Source organism: Streptomyces sp. SolWspMP-5a-2, assembly GCF_900091845.1.
Lineage (GTDB): Bacteria > Actinomycetota > Actinomycetes > Streptomycetales > Streptomycetaceae > Streptomyces > Streptomyces doudnae.
In genome coordinates, this window is the sequence record NZ_FMCI01000264.1 from 1 (window position 1) to 17,054 (window position 17,054).

The following is a 17,054-nucleotide window of genomic DNA, read 5'->3' on the forward strand; positions in this document are numbered from 1 at the left end:
TGGGGATTCGGCGAGCCGGGGACGGGGTTCGGCGGGAGCCGAGGACAAGGGGTCGGCGGGACCGGGGCGAGGATTCGGCGAGCCCGAGGACGCCGGGCCGGGAGCCGGGCGTCGGCGGGGCCGGAGGGTTCGGCGAGCCGAGGACAGGGTTCGGCGGGAGCCAAGGACAAGGGCTCGGCGGGAGCCGGGGCTCGGCGAACCCCGCGCGGCCCCCTCCCTCACCGACCCGCGCCCCGGCCGGATGTTCCCCCGGACACGATCCCCACCCCGACCCGACTCCGACCCCGCCCGCACCCGACCCGCTCCCGGGACGGCCTCCGCATCGACGACCCGGGGCCCGCCCGGCGTGGCAGGATCGGTCCCGCCATGACTGCGCCCATGAAACCCACCCCCGCCGCCCGCGAGTCGCTCCACTCCCCCGTCATCGACTGGTTCGACGAGAACGCCCGCGACCTGCCCTGGCGGCACCCCGACGCCGGCCCCTGGGCGGTGATGGTCAGCGAGTTCATGCTCCAGCAGACCCCCGTCAGCCGCGTCCTGCCCGTGTACGAGCAGTGGCTGCGCCGCTGGCCGCGCCCCGCCGACCTGGCCGCCGACGCCCCCGGCGAGGCCGTTCGCGCCTGGGGCAGGCTCGGCTACCCGCGCCGCGCCCTGCGGCTGCACGGCGCCGCCGTCGCGATAACGGAACGGCACGGCGGCGACGTCCCCACCGACCACGCCCAGCTCCTCGCCCTGCCCGGCGTCGGCGAGTACACCGCCGCCGCCGTCGCCTCCTTCGCCTACGGCCAGCGCCACCCGGTGCTCGACACCAACGTCCGCCGGGTCCTCGCCCGCGCCGTCACCGGCGTCCGGTACCCGCCGAACGCGACCACCGCCGCCGAACGCAAGCTGGCCCGCGCCCTGCTCCCCGACGACGAGGCGACCGCGGCCCGCTGGGCCGCCGCGTCGATGGAACTGGGCGCCCTGGTCTGCACGGCGAAGAACGAGACCTGCCCGCGCTGCCCGATCGCGGGCCAGTGCGCGTGGCGGCTCGCGGGCAAGCCCGAGCACGACGGACCGCCGCGCCGCGGCCAGACCTACGCGGGGACCGACCGCCAGGTCCGCGGCAAGCTCCTCGCCGTCCTGCGCGAGGCGCACACCCCGGTGCCGCAGGCGGCCCTCGACCGGGTCTGGGACGAGCCGGTGCAGCGGGCCCGCGCCCTGGACGGACTCGTCGCGGACGGACTCGTCGAGCCGCTGCCGAACGGTCTGTACCGGCTGCCGCACTCCTGAACGTCACGTCCGTGTCGGCCCCGTCGCCCTCTCCGCGCCGTCCATAACGTCACACACCAGGACAAGGCGACCCGCGTCCTTAGCCGCCGCCTACTTCCGTTACACAACCGACGGACAGCCGAGTGCCAGCCGCGCGCTCGCCCGCACAGGGCCGTGACAACCCGTCCGTAGCGTCATTTGTGTGCCCGGCGGACCGGGGACGACGGGGAGACACACGCGGAGACCGGCGGCCATCGAGCCGTCCGGACGGGGAACGGGAGGCGGTTCGGATGGCGCAGGGCGAGGTGCTCGGATTCGAGGAGTACGTCCGCACGCGGCAGGACGCGCTGCTGCGCAGCGCCCGCCGTCTGGTCCCGGACCCCGTCGACGCCCAGGACCTGCTCCAGACCGCCCTGGTGCGGACGTACGGCCGCTGGGACGGCATCGCCGACAAGCGCCTCGCAGACGCCTACCTGCGCCGGGTCATGATCAACACGCGTACCGAGTGGTGGCGGGCCCGGAAGCTGGAGGAGGTCCCGACCGAGCAGCTCCCCGAGTCCTGCGTGGACGACTCCACCGACCAGCACGCCGACCGCGCCCTCCTCATGGACATCATGAAGGTGCTGGCTCCGAAGCAGCGCAGCGTCGTCGTCCTGCGACACTGGGAGCAGATGTCGACGGAGGAGACGGCCGCCGCCCTCGGCATGTCGGCCGGAACGGTCAAGAGCACGCTGCACCGGGCGCTCGCCCGGCTCCGGGAGGAGCTGGAGAGCCGCGATCTGGACGCACGCGCGCTGGAGCGTGAGGAGCGGGAGCGGTGCGCGGTCTGACCGACGCGGAACCCTCAGGCGGAGGGGCGGTGCGGGCGGCGTTCACGGCGGTGGCCGTGCTCGTCGCCCTCGGCCTGTTCGCGTCCGCGTGCGCGACCGGCGGCACCGGCGCCCGGGACGAGGGGCCCGCGCACGCCGACTCGGTGGCCGGGGCCGCCGTCTCCCCCAGCCCGAGCGGCGCCGCGGCGCGCGGCCAGGTCGACGCAGTCCGGCTGGTGAAGGACGACCCGACGGTCTCGACGGAGGTCAAGCGCGCGCTGAAGCCGTGCGTGGCCGACGAGTACCCGGTCGACGTCTCCTACGGCGAACTGACCGGCGGCCCCGCGGACGACGTGGTGGTGAACGTGCTGACCTGCGGAGACGCGGTGGGCGTCGGCTCGTACGTGTACCGCCAGGTCCGCGGGAAGTACGAGAATGTCTTCGAGACCGAGGAACCCCCGGTCTACGCGGAGATAGACCGGGGCGACCTGGTGGTGACGAAGCAGGTCTACGAGAAGGGCGACCCGGTGTCGAGCCCGTCCGGCGAGAACGTGATCACCTACCGCTGGGCCTCGGGCCGCTTCGCCGAGGAGTACCGCACGCACAACGACTACAGCAACGCCGTCGGCGGCGCCGCGACCCCGGTCCCGAGCGGCTGACCACGGATCGGGCCCGCCGCGACAGAACCGATCGGCCCGTCCGATCCGATGTACGGACGAGAGACGACAGGCGGCGGACGGCAGATGGCGGACAGCACACGGCGCTCGGCAGACGGCGTATCCGTCGGTGCCGGGGGGAGCGGGAACGCGGTCGCGGGCGGGGGCCCGACCGAACCCGAACAGATTCGACATGTTCCGACCCGACCTGATCCGATCAGACCATGAATCGCATCGAGAACTGAGAGCACCGGGATGGCAGAGCAGACCCACGTCCTCTTCGTCGAGGACGACGACGTCATCCGTGAGGCCACCCAGCTCGCCCTGGAGCGGGACGGCTTCGCGGTGACGGCGATGCCCGACGGCCTCTCCGGCCTGGAGGCGTTCCGTGCCGACCGCCCCGACATCGCGCTCCTGGACGTGATGGTCCCCGGTCTGGACGGCGTCAGCCTGTGCCGGCGCATCCGGGACGACTCCACCGTGCCCGTCATCATGCTGTCGGCCCGCGCCGACTCCATCGACGTGGTGCTGGGCCTGGAGGCCGGAGCGGACGACTACGTGACCAAACCGTTCGACGGCGCCGTCCTGGTCGCCCGGATCCGCGCCGTGCTGCGCCGCTTCGGGCACGCGGGCGGCGGCGACCGGACGGACGCGCCGGACGGCGCCGCCGACGGCGGGGTGCTGAGCTTCGGCGAGCTGGAGATCGACACCGAGGGCATGGAGGTACGACGGGCCGGGCGGCCGGTGGCGCTGACCCCGACCGAGATGCGGCTGCTGCTGGAGTTCTCGGCGGCCCCCGGCACCGTCCTGTCCCGGGACAGACTCCTGGAACGGGTGTGGGACTACGGCTGGGGCGGGGACACCCGGGTCGTCGACGTCCATGTGCAGCGGCTGCGCACGAAGATCGGGCAGGACCGCATCGAGACGGTCCGCGGCTTCGGTTACAAGCTGAAGCCCTGAGCGGGGGGCGGCAGGACATGCGGGGGATCTTCCGGCGCCCTGACCCGGCGCACGACGACACCAGCGGCATCCGCACCGGGGTGCGGTGGAAGCTGAGCGCCGCGATCGCGCTGGTCGGCGCGCTGGTCGCGGTCGCGCTGAGCCTGGTCGTGCACAACGCGGCCCGGGTCTCCATGCTCGACAACGCGCGTGACCTCGCCGACGAACGCCTCCAGATCGCCCAGCGCAACTACGAGCTGTCCAGCAGGCCGAACTTCCCCAACGTGAAGATCGACGACCCGCTGCTGCCGTCCGCGCTGCAGTCCAAGGTGCGCCAGGGCAGACGGGCGACGTTCGTCACCGACCGGCCCAGCGGCGTCCCCGACATCTGGGCCGCGGTCCCGGTCAAGGACGGCCATGTGCTCTCCCTGCACACCGGGTTCACCGACCGCAGCACCGACATCCTCAAGGACCTCGACCAGGCCCTGGTGATCGGCTCGATCGCGGTGGTCCTCGGCGGCAGCGCGCTCGGCGTGCTGATCGGCGGCCAGCTCTCGCGGCGGCTGCGCAAGGCCGCCGCCGCGGCGAACCAGGTCGCCCGCGGCGAGACGGAGGTCCGGGTGCGGGACGCGATCGGCGGGGTGGTCAGGGACGAGACCGACGACCTCGCGCGCGCGGTCGACGCCATGGCCGACGCCCTCCAGCAGCGCATCGAGGCCGAGCGCCGGGTCACCGCGGACATCGCGCACGAGCTGCGCACCCCGGTGACCGGACTGCTCACCGCGGCCGAACTGCTGCCGCCCGGCCGCCCGACCGAGCTGGTCCTCGACCGGGCGAAGGCGATGCGCACGCTCGTCGAGGACGTGCTGGAGGTGGCCCGCCTGGACGGCGCCTCGGAGCGGGCGGAGCTCCAGGACATCCTGCTGGGCGAGTTCGTCACCCGGCGGGTGATCGCGAAGGACCCGGACATCGAGGTGCGGGTGGTGCACGAGTCGATGGTGACGACCGACCCGCGCAGGCTGGAGCGGGTGCTGATCAACCTGATCGCCAACGCGGCACGGCACGGCAGACCGCCGATCGAGGTCAGTGTGGAGGGCCGGGTCATCCGGGTCCGCGACCACGGCCCCGGCTTCCCCGCCGACCTCCTCGCGGACGGCCCGAGCCGCTTCCGCACCGGCAGCGCCGACCGAGCGGGCCACGGCCACGGCCTGGGCCTCACCATCGCGGCGGGCCAGGCCCGGGTGCTGGGCGCCCGGCTCACCTTCCGCAACGTCCGCCCGGCGGGCGCCCCCGACCACGTACCGGCGGAGGGCGCGGTAGCGGTCCTCTGGCTCCCGGAACACGCCCCGACGAACACGGGCAGCTATCCGATGCTGCCGTGACGGGCGGGGGACGCCGGGGCACGGCGGCAGCGGAGCGAGGGCGGCGCACCCGCCCCGGACCCGGCCACCCGCACCGGACCCAACCGCCCGCACCGGGCCCGGCCGCCGCACCGGCGGAGCGCCGGGAGCACCGGCCCCGGCCCCGGTCTCGGCACTCAGCCGCGCACGGAGAAGGCCCCCCGGGGCGGACACCAGCCGGGGGGCCTTCGGTTCAACAGGGCTTCAGGGCTTCAGGGCGCCGTCAGGCGGCGCCCCGGCCGTCCGCTCAGACCGCTTCGACGACCGTCGGGGCGATCTGTGCCTCCTGGCCAGGCTCCGCGTCCGTCTTCGGACCGGCGCCGCGCAGGGCGACCTCCTTGACGAAGACCGAGGCGACCAGCGCGAGGACGGCCACCACCGCGCCGAGCAGGAACGCGGAGTGCGTGCCCGCGGACACCGCGTGCTGGTACGCCTCCCGCGCCGCGGCCGGCAGCTTGGCCAGGCTCGCCGCGTCGAGCTGCGCCGACTTCTCGGTGAGCTTCGCGCCCAGCGCCCCGGCCCGCTCGGACATCGCGTCCTGGACCCGGTGGTTGAAGAGGGCGCCCATGATCGCGACACCGAAGGAGGAGCCGAGGGTGCGGAAGAGGGTCGTCGACGAGGAGGCGACGCCCATGTCCTTCATCTCGACGCTGTTCTGCGCGACCAGCATGGTGATCTGCATCAGGCAGCCCATGCCGAGCCCGACGACCGCCATGAAGACGCCGGAGGTGAACCGGCTGGTGCCGGTGTCCATCGTGGAGAGCAGGTAGAGCCCGACGATCATCAGGGCGCTGCCCGCGATCGGGAACACCTTGTACTTGCCGGTGTTGGTCGTGACCCGCCCGGCGACCATCGAGGTGACGAGCATCGCGCCGAGCATCGGCAGGAGCAGCAGCCCGGAGTTGGTCGCGGAGGCGCCCTGCACGGCCTGCTGGTAGAGCGGCAGGAACAGCGTCGCGCCGAACATCACGAAGCCGGTGATGAAGCCGATGAGGGACATCAGCGTGAAGTTGCGGCTGCGGAAGATGTGCAGCGGCAGGACCGGCTCGGCGGCCTTGGTCTGCCAGAACACGAACCCGACGAGGGAGGCGACACCGATGCCGATCAGCTCCATGATCCGCGCCGAGCCCCAGGCGTACTCCGAGCCGCCCCAGGTGGTGACGAGGACGATGGCGGTGATGCCGACGGTGAGCAGGGCGACACCGAGGTAGTCGATACCGGCCTTGGACCGCTTCTTCGGCAGGTGCAGGACGACGCTGATCAGGCCGAGCGCGACCACGCCGAGCGGCAGGTTGATGTAGAAGGCCCAGCGCCAGCCCCAGTTGTCGGTGATCGTGCCGCCGACCAGCGGTCCGCCGATCATCGCGATGGCCATGACGCCGGCCATCATGCCCTGGTACTTGCCGCGCTCGCGGGGCGGTATCAGGTCACCGATGATCGCCATGACGCCGACCATCAGTCCGCCCGCGCCGAGGCCCTGCACCGCGCGGAAGCCGATCAGCTCGCCCATGTTCTGGGCCATGCCGCTGAGCGCGGAGCCGATCAGGAAGATCACGATCGAGGTCATGAAGGTGGCCTTGCGGCCGTACATGTCGCCGAGCTTGCCCCAGACCGGGGTCGACGCGGCGGTCGCGAGGGTGTACGCGGTCACCACCCACGCCAGGTGTTCGAGGCCGCCCAGCTCTCCGACGATGGTGGGCATGGCCGTGCCCACGATCATGTTGTCGAGCATCGCGAGCATCATGGTGATCATCAGGGCGAGCAGGACGACCCGCACGCTCCTGGGCTGTTTCCCGGTGACCGGGTCGACCGGGTCCACCGGTGCGACCTTCTGTGTGTCCGCCAAAGCTGCCACTCCCCTTGGTACTTCCCCCCGGCCGACCACTTACTTGCCGCCCGGCTAGTTGATTACACTGGTGAAGGTAGCCCCGTAACTAGCCGGGCGTCAAGTAAGTTTTTCGGAGTGCGAGGATGGGCGGCACCATGGACGGCACCAAGCAGCAGCGCCGCGGCAACACACGCCAGCGCATCCAGGACGTGGCCCTCGAACTCTTCGCCGAGCAGGGCTACGAGAAGACCTCGCTGCGCGAGATCGCCGAGCGGCTCGACGTCACGAAGGCGGCGCTCTACTACCACTTCAAGACGAAGGAGGAGATCCTCGTCAGCATCTTCGAGGATCTCGCCCGGCCGATCGAGGGCCTGATCGAGTGGGGCAGGCAGCAGCCGCAGACGCTGGAGACCAAGCAGGAGATCATCCGCCGCTACAGCGAGGCGCTGGCCGGGGCGTCCCGCCTGTTCCGCTTCATGCAGGAGAACCAGGCGACGGTGAAGGAGCTGCGCATCGGCGAGCTGTTCCGCACCCGGATGATGGGCATGCGCGACATCCTCATCGACCCGCGGGCGGAGCTGATCGACCAGGTCCGCTGCGTCAGCGCGATGTTCACCCTGCACGCCGGGATGTTCGCCCTCAGCGACATCGACGCCGACCCCGAGGAGCGGCGCAGGGCCGTCCTCGAGGTCGCGACGGACCTGGTCACCCAGGCCCATCAGGGCATGAAGGCTCCCGAGGCGTCTTAGACGCGCACGCCAACGGTCCGCAGGAAGGCGACCGGGTTGACGGCGGAGCCGTAGTTCGCGGTGGTCCGGATCTCGAAGTGGAGGTGCGGGCCGCTGGAGTTGCCCGTGTTGCCGGAGCGGGCGATGTGCTGGCCGGTCTTGACGACCTGGCCGGGCTTCACGTCGATCCGGGACAGGTGGGCGTACTGCGAGTACGTGCCGTTGCCGTGCTTGATGACGACGGCGTTGCCGTAGGCGGGGCCGTCACCGGCGCCGTTGCCGCCGGCCTTGACGACGGTGCCGCCGTGCGCGGCGCGCACATCGGTACCGGTGGCCACGGCGAAGTCCTGGCCGCTGTGGGTGGAGTTCCACATGCCGCCGGCCTGCGCGAAGCTCGCGGAGAGGGTGTACTTCTTCACCGGCGTGATCCAGGAGGCGGCCTTCTTGGCGGCGGCCTTCTTCACCGCTGCCTGCTGGACGGCCTTCTTCTCGGCCGCGCTCTGCTTGGTCGCGGCGGCCTTGGCCTGGGCGGCGGCCTGGGCGGCGACCGCGTTGGCCGTGGTGTGGGAGGCGGCGGTGGTGTCGGCGGCGACCGCGACCCCGGCACCCAGCGCGACCGACACTCCCAGGCCGGCGGCCAGGACGGTCGCACGAGCGCGGAGCGTGGACGTGCGGGTGGAACGGGACGAGACGCGCGAAGACATAGAAACCTCGTGGGGTGGGGGACGGAGAAATCCATCCGGCACGCATCACGACAGGCGCTCGCCGAATGGACCATCCCTTGGTAACCCGCCGACCCCCGTGGCCCAAAACCCCCCAAGTACGACGAAAGCTAGTACTTGATCCTAAAACTTAACGACCCTTGACAGACCTCCGGCCGGGAACAGAGCCGCTGACAGCGGCCGCCGGCGGCAGGAGAGCCCGCGCCGAAGATCGTTCCCGTCCGCCCGAACTGCCCTACTACACCGTCTAGTACCGGACATGTGCCCTGTGCGGCTTGTCACCGGCCCCCGCCGCCGGAGCACCCCCGGATGTGACCCGCGCCTCCGTGCCCCCGCCCGCGGACGACGCCGCGGCCCGTGGCGCAGACCACTCCCGCGGGCCGCCGACCGGGCGTCGCACCCGCGTCGGCGAGGTCGCGCGCACGGCTCCGCGACCTGGCCCGAGGGCCGGGCCAGGCGGTCGGAGCACCCGCTCAGAGGCCGAAGAACGCGGTGATCAGGTCCGCCGTGTCGATCTGGTGGCTGGTCCTGCCGACGAGCGCCGGGGCGGATGAGGCGGCGGCGGGGACGGTGTGGCCGCCGCCGTGGACGGTGTAGAGGACCACCGGGGGGACACCCGCCGCCTCGTACGCCGTGCGTTCGACCTCGGTGGGATCGGCCGGGACCTTCTTCGGCAGGCGGGTGGTCGTGGGCCCGGTGGTGATCCCGTTGCGCTCGGCGAAGTAGCGGGCCGTGCGGGTGGCCGACCAGGTCGGGCCGCCCACCCTGAAGAGGGTGCGCAGGGCCCAGTTCATGGTGCCGCCCCGGTAGGAGACGATGGGGTCCCTGGTGCCGTGGACCAGCAGGACCGGCAGGGACGCCCGGGGCGCCTGACCGGCGAGGAAGTTCTCCGGTGCGGGCATGGTGGCGGCGATCACCGCCGCGCCCGCCAGCAGGTCGGGCGCCTCATGGGCGAGGCGGATGACCATCTGGCCGCCGTTGGAGTAGCCGACGGCGTGGACCCGGCCGGGGTCGGCGCGCCGGTCCGAGGCGAGCGCGGCGACGACCGCGCGGGCGAAGCCGACGTCGTCGATGTCCGCCCGGCGGGCCGGGAAGCGGCTCTCGCGGCGGGCGTCGTTCCAGTTGCCGCGGAAGCCGTCGAGGTAGGCGACCAGCGCGCCGCGGGCGGCGAGCGCGTCGTAGACGCCGCCGGTGAAGGCGCGGTGCCTGTCGCCGGTCTGGCCGGATCCGTGGAAGACCAGGATCAGCGGCCTGGCATCGCCCGGTGCCGCGGTGCCGACCAGGGTGAAGGTGCGGGTGGCCCCGGCGACGGTGACACTGCCGCGGGTGGCGTCGAGGGTGCGGGACATGGTGTCTCCCCGGTTCAGGCGAAGAAGTCGATCAGGGTGCGCGCCGTCCACGCGGGCGCCTCCTCGGGCAGGAAGTGCGCCGCGCCCGGAGCGACGGCGCCGCTGGTGTCCGGGGCGACCTGCCGCACCGCCCGCTCGACGCCGTCCCGCATGCCGTGCTCGCCCCCGATGGCCAGCACCGGGATGTCCAGCGGCCCCTCGGCGGCCAGCGCGACCACCTGGTCGCCCGACTCTCCCGCGCGGTAGAACGCGAAGCTCGCGCGCAGGGCGGCGGGGTCGCGCAGGGCATCGACGTAGACGTCGACCGCGGTGGGCGGGATGGCCTCGGGCGATGCGGCCTTGGTGGCGAACTGGTGGCCGAAGTAGATCTCCTCGCGTCCTGACACCATGCGCTCGTTGATCCCGGCCAGGCGGTTGAAGACGAAGTGCCAGGCCAGCTCGTTGGCCTCGGGGGGCATGAGCAGCGGAGGCATCGGGGTGAAGCCGGGGAGGACGGCCTCGGCCAGCGCGAGCCTGGTCACCCGCTCGCGATGGCGGGCGGCGAGCACGTAGCCGACCATCATCCCCAGGTCGTAGCCCGCGACGTGGAACGTGTCGTGGCCCAGGGAGGTCATCAGGCCGGTCATCTCGTCGGCCAGGGTGACCGCGTCGTACCCGTCGGCGGGCTTGTCACTGGCGCCCATGCCGCGCAGGTCGGCGGCCACGACCGTGAAGTGCTCGGCGAGAGCCGGCATCACCAGCCGCCAGCCGTACCAGAACTGCGGCCACCCCGGCAGGAGCAGCAGCGCCGGGCCGGTGCCGCCGACCACGGCGTGCAGGGCGACGCCGTCGACGTCGGTGGTGCGGCTGGTGAAGGTGTCGCCGAATCCGGCGGGAAGGTGCGGAACGGCGTCCACGGTGAAGGGCATGAGTGTCTCCTCGGTGCCGACCCGGCCGTAAGTGGATGGGTCATCCGTTTCAACGTAACACAAACGGATACCCCATCTGGTTATGGTGTAGGGATGAGCACGCCACCGCTGCGCAAGGACGCCGCCCAGAACAGGCAGCGCATCATCGAGGTCGCCAGGCGATACGTCGACGAGGGCAGGCTTCTGCAGCTCAACGACGTGGCGCGGACCGCGTCCATCGGCGTGGCCACCGTCTACCGGCACTTCCCGACGCCGGAGGCGCTGCTGGAGACCGTCGCGCTGCCCGCCGTCGAGGCGCTGGTGCGGCGGGCCGAGCACGCCCTGGCCGGGGACGACGCCTGGACGGCGCTGCGTGATTTCCTCGCGGCGGCGATCGAAGTCCTGCTGACCGACCCGGCGCTCCCTCCGGTCTTCGCCGCGGCCACGGACGCCCTGGAGCACACCGGCGACCTCAAACGGGGGCTCGCCTCGGCCTTCGCCGAGCTGCTGGCCCGCGCGCACACGGCGGGGGTCATCGATCCCGGCGTCACCGAGGCGGACATGATCCCCCTGCTGTGCGGCATCGCCTACGCCGCGAACATCCAGAGCGCCCTCGCCCCGGCCGAACGGGCCGCGCTCGGCCTGCGCTACCTCGACCTGCTCCTCACCGGCCTGCACCGGACCTGAGCACGGCACCCGCCGGTACGGGACGGCACACCGGAGGGCGGGTCCCGGACGACGGGTCCCCGCCCCGGCGGACGACGAGCACGCACCGCCCCGGCCGGGGCGGTGCGGGTACGCCGAAGGGGCCGGTGCCCGAGAGCACCGGCCCCTCCGTCACGCGTCCCTAGCGGGTCACGCGTCCTTGCTCAGGTTCGGTCCGGCGCCGCCGGCCGCCTGCTCGATCGGCGGGACGTCGGGGAGCGCCGACTTCTCCTCACCCCGGAAGGTGAAGGTCTTGGCGTCGCCCTCGCCCTCCGTGTCCACGACCACGATGTGACCGGGGCGCAGCTCGCCGAAGAGGATCTTCTCCGACAGCGTGTCCTCGATCTCGCGCTGGATCGTGCGCCGCAGCGGACGCGCGCCCAGCACCGGGTCGTAGCCCTTCTTGGACAGCAGCTCCTTGGCGGACGGGGAGAGCTCGATGCCCATGTCCCGGTCCTTCAGGCGCTCGTCCACCTTGCCGACCATGAGGTCGACGATCCGCAGGATGTCGGCCTGGGTGAGCTGCGGGAAGACGACCACGTCGTCGACGCGGTTGAGGAACTCGGGGCGGAAGTGCTGCTTCAGCTCGTCCGACACCTTGTTCTTCATGCGCTCGTAGTTGGTCTTCGTGTCGCCGGAGGCGGCGAAGCCCAGGTTGAAGCCCTTGGAGATGTCCCGGGTGCCGAGGTTGGTCGTCATGATGATGACCGTGTTCTTGAAGTCCACGACCCGGCCCTGGGAGTCGGTCAGCCGACCGTCCTCCAGGATCTGCAGCAGCGAGTTGAAGATGTCCGGGTGCGCCTTCTCGACCTCGTCGAAGAGGACCACGGAGAACGGCTTGCGGCGGACCTTCTCGGTCAGCTGGCCGCCCTCTTCGTAGCCCACGTAGCCGGGGGGCGAACCGAACAGGCGCGAGACGGTGTGCTTCTCGCTGAACTCCGACATGTCGAGGGAGATCAGCGCGTCCTCGTCGCCGAAGAGGAACTCGGCGAGCGCCTTGGACAGCTCGGTCTTACCGACACCGGACGGGCCCGCGAAGATGAACGAGCCACCGGGGCGCTTCGGGTCCTTCAGACCGGCACGCGTACGGCGGATCGCCTTCGACAGCGCCTTGACGGCGTCGACCTGGCCGATGACCCGCTTGTGCAGCTCGTCCTCCATGCGCAGCAGGCGGGAGGACTCCTCCTCGGTCAGCTTGAAGACCGGGATGCCGGTGGCCGTGGCGAGGACCTCGGCGATCAGCTCGCCGTCGACCTCGGCGACGACGTCCATGTCGCCGGCCTTCCACTCCTTCTCCCGCTTGGCCTTGGCGGCCAGGAGCTGCTTCTCCTTGTCGCGGAGGGAGGCGGCCTTCTCGAAGTCCTGCGAGTCGATCGCGGACTCCTTGTCCCGGCGGACACCGGCGATCTTCTCGTCGAACTCGCGCAGGTCCGGCGGCGCGGTCATCCGGCGGATGCGCATCCGGGAACCGGCCTCGTCGATCAGGTCGATCGCCTTGTCCGGCAGGAAGCGGTCCGAGATGTACCGGTCGGCCAGGGTGGCGGCCTGGACCAGCGCCTCGTCGGTGATGGAGACCCGGTGGTGGGCCTCGTAGCGGTCCCGCAGGCCCTTGAGGATCTCGATCGTGTGCGGCAGCGACGGCTCGGCGACCTGGATGGGCTGGAAGCGGCGTTCGAGGGCCGCGTCCTTCTCCAGGTGCTTGCGGTACTCGTCGAGCGTGGTGGCACCGATGGTCTGGAGCTCACCGCGGGCCAGCATCGGCTTGAGGATCGAGGCGGCGTCGATGGCGCCCTCGGCGGCACCCGCACCGACCAGCGTGTGCAGCTCGTCGATGAACAGGATGATGTCGCCGCGGGTGCGGATCTCCTTGAGCACCTTCTTCAGGCGCTCCTCGAAGTCACCGCGGTAGCGGGAGCCCGCGACCAGCGCGCCGAGGTCCAGGGTGTAGAGGTGCTTGTCCTTGAGGGTCTCGGGCACCTCGCCCTTGACGATGGCCTGCGCGAGGCCCTCGACGACGGCGGTCTTGCCGACGCCGGGCTCACCGATCAGCACCGGGTTGTTCTTGGTGCGGCGGGACAGCACCTGCATGACCCGCTCGATCTCCTTCTCGCGCCCGATGACCGGGTCGAGCTTGGACTCTCGGGCGGCCTGGGTGAGGTTGCGGCCGAACTGGTCGAGGACCAGGGACGTCGAGGGAGTGCCCTCGGCAGGGCCGCCCGCGGTGGCGGTCTCCTTGCCCTGGTAGCCGGAGAGCAGCTGGATGACCTGCTGCCGCACCCGGTTGAGGTCGGCACCCAGCTTGACCAGGACCTGGGCGGCGACGCCCTCGCCCTCACGGATCAGGCCGAGCAGGATGTGCTCCGTGCCGATGTAGTTGTGGCCCAGCTGAAGGGCCTCGCGGAGCGACAGCTCCAGGACCTTCTTGGCACGGGGGGTGAAGGGGATGTGCCCGGACGGGGCCTGCTGGCCCTGGCCGATGATCTCCTCCACCTGCTGGCGGACCGCCTCGAGCGAAATCCCGAGGCTCTCAAGGGCCTTGGCGGCGACACCCTCACCCTCGTGGATCAGGCCCAGGAGGATGTGCTCGGTGCCGATGTAGTTGTGGTTGAGCATCCGGGCTTCTTCCTGAGCCAGGACGACAACCCGCCGCGCGCGGTCGGTGAACCTCTCGAACATCGTTAATCGCTCCTCAGAGCGGTCAGGCAGTGGGGGGAACTTCCCCTCCCTGTCCTTCCGCAGCTTAGTCCCGCAAGCGGGGACCGCTCATTCCAACTGCCGACACCGGACCGAGAACCAACTCTGCCTCCTGACCCCGTACGCCGACATGTGCTCCAACCCGATGGTGCGAGACGATGTTCCCGCAGGCCAGGCAGTTACCCCTGTCTCCAGTACGCCGATGGCGAACGTGAGACGGCCCGCCCCGCGTGTCGACCCCTCCCACTAGGGATGTCTTACCCGCCGGCACTGACAGTCCATGCCGCGCGCCCCGGTTCCCTCCGCTACGGGCGAACAACCTTGTGCCTCCCCGCACCTCCGCACGCCCCCGCGCCGGGAACGCGGTGCGCACGTCCGGGCACTCAGCGTAACCCGCGGGGCTTTCCGGGAGTTCGCCTGTCATGGTTGGCAGCCTCCGTCCGGTCACCCCGCCCCTTCCTACGGATCCCGGCGCCGTTCCGCTCCCGCGCCGGGCTCCGGGTCCCGCGGCGCCCGCGCCCGCAGGGTCCGGCCGGGACCCCGGCGCCGTCCGCCGCTGGTACGAGAACGAACTGGGCTGGCCGACCGTGCCCGCGGCGGACGGGTTCCCGCTGCGGCTCGTGGTGGGCCCGCGCTTCGACGTCCTCGACGTACCGGCCGAGGCGGGCCGGGCCGCGCTGCGGCATCTGGCGCCGGGCTCTCCGGTGGCCGTCCAGGGCGACCGGATGCGGCTGCTGCTGGCCGCGGGCGCCGCGCGGGAGGTGCCGGGGGTGCTGGCCTGGCTGGAATGGGGGGCGCTGCCGCTCGGTCTGACGGCGGTCGGGGAGGGCGGTCTCATGGACGCCCCGGCGCCGCCCGCACCGGGAAGGGTGCCGGGGCCGAGGTCCGCCGCGCGGGTCCCGGACGCTCTGCAGGGGGCCGCCGTGTGGATGCGGCCCCCCGAGCCTGGGTGCGAGGCCGAGTCCTCGCTGCCGGCGATGCCGGCCCTGGGGGGCGGTGGGGACGCCCCCGATCTGGTGCGACTCGTGGACACGGTGGCCACGCAGTGCCACCGGTTGCGGCTGCGGCGCTCGCGCGCCTGACCCCCGGCACGGTCGCCGCAGGTCCCGCCGCATGTCCCTGATCAGCCGTTGGCCTTCTCGTATTCCTCACGGATGGACGCCGGGACACGGCCGCGGTCGTTGACCTCGTAGCCGTTCTCCTTCGCCCAGGCGCGGATCTGCGCGGTGTCCTGGCTGCCGCCCGCGGCCGCGCGCTTTCCGCGTCCGCCGGAAGAACGGCCACCGGTACGCCGGCCGCCCTTCACGTAAGCGTCCAGAAGACCGCGGAGCTTGTCCGCATTGGCGGTCGTGAGATCAATCTCGTACGTCTTGCCGTCCAACGCGAACGTCACGGTCTCGTCCGCCTCGCCGCCGTCGAGGTCATCGACAAGAAGGACCTGAACCTTCTGTGCCACCGGATTTCCTTTCATCCATAACGTAGGGGCCGGATGCCCGCGGCGTCCGCCGTTTCGCCGCCCCCTGTTATATGCAGTACAGCAGTACGTCGGAAAGCAAACCGCTTTTGGGGGAAAAACACAAACCCCCCGGAGAGACCGGGAGACGTGAGCGGGTCCGGAAACATGTGCGTTTCGGACATAGGGAACGTGGGCAGGGCGGCGCGGTCGAATACCCCGCGGCGATCACAGATGCAGAAGCATCCGGCTGTTGCCCAAGGTGTTCGGTTTCACCCGTTCGAGACCGAGGAACTCCGCCACGCCCTCGTCATAGGAACGCAGCAGCTCCGCGTAGACATCCGTGTCGACGGGCGTCTCGCCGATCTCGACGAAGCCGTGCTTGGCGAAGAAGTCGACTTCGAAGGTGAGGCAGAAAACGCGCCGAACGCCGAGCCATCGGGCGGTGTGCAGCAACTTCTCCAGGAGCTGGTGCCCCACCCCGGCGCCCTTGAGTCCCGGCTTGACCGCCAGAGTCCGCACTTCGGCGAGGTCTTCCCACATCACGTGCAGCGCCCCGGCGCCGACCACCTCGGCGTTGTCGTCCCGTTCGGCGACCCAGAACTCCTGGATGTCCTCGTAAAGCGTCACCGTCGCTTTGTCGAGCAGGATGCGGTCCCGGACGTAGGCGTCAAGGAGACGGCGCACGGCCGTGACATCGCTGGTGCGGGCCCGGCGGACGGTGATGGCTTTAGCGCTGACTTCGGTGCCTTCGGGGCGCTGTGCTGACATGTGCGGACGCTATCGCCCGGGGTCGCCGGGCGCCGAGCCGGGGTTCTGGTTCCCGTGTTCCGGGGTTTCCGGTCCCTGGACGATCCGCACGGCGTCGCTGAGGGCCTGTCGCTGTTCGTCGCTCATCATCCCGAAGAAGGCGACGAGAGCGGCGGCCGGGTTGTCACTGTGCGACCACGCGTCGTTCATCAGGGCGGCGGCGTAGGCGGCCCTGGTGGAGACGGCCTCATATCGATAGGCCCGGCCTTCCGCCTCGCGGCGCACCCAGCCCTTCTGATGGAGATTGTCCAAAACGGTCATCACCGTGGTGTAGGCGATGGTCCGTTCCCGCTGAAGGTCTTCCAGGACTTCTCGAACGGTCACCGGGCGGTTCCACTTCCACACCCGCGTCATGACCGCGTCTTCGAGTTCTCCCAATGGGCGAGGCACAGCACAGCACAATAGTGGGAGATACCGGCATTGGCGTGCCGGACGTGCGCGTTCGCGGCAAACGGGATCAAAAAGGGGCGTACGGCGCCGGGTGTCCGGTGTCGTACGCCCTGCCGGCGGTCCGCCGCGGCCGGTCAGCCGCCGTCGGCCGCCGCGCCGCCCTGGCGGGTGCCGTCGGCGCGGGCGAGCACGGCGTCGACGGCCGCGTCCTCCTTCGCCTTGTTGGCCCCGCCCTGGGTCTTCACGATCACCCTGATCACACCGATGAAGAACACGGCCATGACGACCGGGGGCACGAGCGCGGAGACGTAGTCCATGGCCCCAGGGTAGCCACGGCGGCCGGGCGGCCGGGGGGCGGGGTCGGGCGATTCGGGCACCGGCGGCCGGGGACCGCGGCGGGTTCCGCCCGCGGCCGGGGTCGCGCCGCGGGCGG

The 17,054-nt window shown here is 71.5% G+C and carries 17 protein-coding genes; 8 read left to right on the forward strand and 9 right to left on the reverse strand.

Annotated elements, in window-relative coordinates; translation table 11 throughout:
* Positions 1-366: 366 nt before the first annotated feature.
* The 5 genes from GA0115242_RS26745 to cseC all read left to right on the forward strand — a co-directional run bounded on the left by GA0115242_RS26745 (position 367) and on the right by cseC (position 5,037).
* A complete protein-coding gene (locus GA0115242_RS26745; protein ID WP_093832826.1) occupies positions 367-1,272 on the forward strand; it encodes an A/G-specific adenine glycosylase in 906 nt (301 codons plus the stop codon).
* A 269-nt stretch (positions 1,273-1,541) separates the two neighbouring features.
* A complete protein-coding gene (locus GA0115242_RS26750; protein ID WP_093832828.1) occupies positions 1,542-2,081 on the forward strand; it encodes a SigE family RNA polymerase sigma factor in 540 nt (179 codons plus the stop codon).
* A complete protein-coding gene (locus tag GA0115242_RS26755; RefSeq protein WP_256089760.1) occupies positions 2,069-2,719 on the forward strand; it encodes a hypothetical protein in 651 nt (216 codons plus the stop codon). Before GA0115242_RS26750 ends, GA0115242_RS26755 begins: the two co-directional genes overlap by 13 nt.
* A 252-nt stretch (positions 2,720-2,971) precedes the next feature.
* On the forward strand, positions 2,972-3,676 hold the full coding sequence (gene cseB, locus GA0115242_RS26760) for a two-component system response regulator CseB (RefSeq protein WP_093832830.1): 705 nt from the start codon (positions 2,972-2,974) through the stop codon (positions 3,674-3,676).
* Between the two features lie 17 nt (positions 3,677-3,693).
* On the forward strand, positions 3,694-5,037 hold the full coding sequence (gene cseC, locus GA0115242_RS26765) for a two-component system sensor histidine kinase CseC (protein ID WP_093832832.1): 1,344 nt from the start codon (positions 3,694-3,696) through the stop codon (positions 5,035-5,037).
* A gap of 265 nt (positions 5,038-5,302) precedes the next feature.
* Here the strand turns inward: cseC and GA0115242_RS26770 are convergent, their stop codons facing one another.
* Positions 5,303-6,901, reverse strand: coding sequence for an MDR family MFS transporter (locus tag GA0115242_RS26770; RefSeq protein ID WP_202555811.1), 1,599 nt, complete (start codon positions 6,899-6,901; stop codon positions 5,303-5,305).
* A 125-nt stretch (positions 6,902-7,026) separates the two neighbouring features.
* Between GA0115242_RS26770 and GA0115242_RS26775 the strand changes: the two genes are divergently transcribed.
* Complete coding sequence (locus tag GA0115242_RS26775) at positions 7,027-7,632, forward strand: TetR/AcrR family transcriptional regulator (RefSeq protein ID WP_176729920.1); 606 nt, start codon at positions 7,027-7,029, stop codon at positions 7,630-7,632.
* On the opposite strand, the gene GA0115242_RS26780 is transcribed toward GA0115242_RS26775, so the two are convergent.
* From GA0115242_RS26780 to GA0115242_RS26790, 3 genes are all read right to left on the reverse strand, one after another.
* Positions 7,629-8,315 (reverse strand): M23 family metallopeptidase, encoded by a 687-nt coding sequence (locus GA0115242_RS26780; protein ID WP_093832834.1) that lies wholly within the window; start codon positions 8,313-8,315, stop codon positions 7,629-7,631. The two genes, GA0115242_RS26775 and GA0115242_RS26780, sit on opposite strands and share 4 nt — an antisense overlap.
* Positions 8,316-8,806: 491 nt before the next feature.
* A complete protein-coding gene (locus GA0115242_RS26785) occupies positions 8,807-9,682 on the reverse strand; it encodes an alpha/beta hydrolase family esterase (protein WP_093832836.1) in 876 nt (291 codons plus the stop codon).
* Between the two features lie 14 nt (positions 9,683-9,696).
* Positions 9,697-10,590 (reverse strand): alpha/beta fold hydrolase, encoded by an 894-nt coding sequence (locus tag GA0115242_RS26790; RefSeq protein ID WP_093832838.1) that lies wholly within the window; start codon positions 10,588-10,590, stop codon positions 9,697-9,699.
* Positions 10,591-10,683: 93 nt separating this feature from the next.
* On the opposite strand from GA0115242_RS26790, the gene GA0115242_RS26795 reads away from it, so the two are divergent.
* Complete coding sequence (locus GA0115242_RS26795; RefSeq protein ID WP_093832840.1) at positions 10,684-11,256, forward strand: TetR/AcrR family transcriptional regulator; 573 nt, start codon at positions 10,684-10,686, stop codon at positions 11,254-11,256.
* 168 nt (positions 11,257-11,424) lie between these two features.
* On the opposite strand, the gene GA0115242_RS26800 is transcribed toward GA0115242_RS26795, so the two are convergent.
* A complete protein-coding gene (locus GA0115242_RS26800; RefSeq protein WP_093832842.1) occupies positions 11,425-13,950 on the reverse strand; it encodes an ATP-dependent Clp protease ATP-binding subunit in 2,526 nt (841 codons plus the stop codon).
* A gap of 440 nt (positions 13,951-14,390) precedes the next feature.
* On the opposite strand from GA0115242_RS26800, the gene GA0115242_RS26810 reads away from it, so the two are divergent.
* Positions 14,391-15,050 carry an SCO3374 family protein gene (locus tag GA0115242_RS26810; RefSeq protein WP_093832844.1) on the forward strand — a complete coding sequence of 220 codons (660 nt, stop codon included), beginning with the start codon at positions 14,391-14,393 and terminating at the stop codon, positions 15,048-15,050.
* A gap of 41 nt (positions 15,051-15,091) precedes the next feature.
* Here the strand turns inward: GA0115242_RS26810 and GA0115242_RS26815 are convergent, their stop codons facing one another.
* The 4 genes from GA0115242_RS26815 to GA0115242_RS26830 form a co-directional block, all read right to left on the reverse strand.
* Positions 15,092-15,424, reverse strand: a complete 333-nt coding sequence (locus GA0115242_RS26815; protein ID WP_093832846.1) for a histone-like nucleoid-structuring protein Lsr2 — start codon at positions 15,422-15,424, stop codon at positions 15,092-15,094.
* Positions 15,425-15,649: 225 nt separating this feature from the next.
* On the reverse strand, positions 15,650-16,192 hold the full coding sequence (locus GA0115242_RS26820) for an amino-acid N-acetyltransferase (RefSeq protein ID WP_093832848.1): 543 nt from the start codon (positions 16,190-16,192) through the stop codon (positions 15,650-15,652).
* 9 nt (positions 16,193-16,201) lie between these two features.
* Complete coding sequence (locus GA0115242_RS26825; RefSeq protein ID WP_237549329.1) at positions 16,202-16,585, reverse strand: BlaI/MecI/CopY family transcriptional regulator; 384 nt, start codon at positions 16,583-16,585, stop codon at positions 16,202-16,204.
* Positions 16,586-16,755: 170 nt separating this feature from the next.
* Positions 16,756-16,938 (reverse strand): hypothetical protein, encoded by a 183-nt coding sequence (locus GA0115242_RS26830; protein ID WP_093832851.1) that lies wholly within the window; start codon positions 16,936-16,938, stop codon positions 16,756-16,758.
* Positions 16,939-17,054 lie beyond the last annotated feature (116 nt).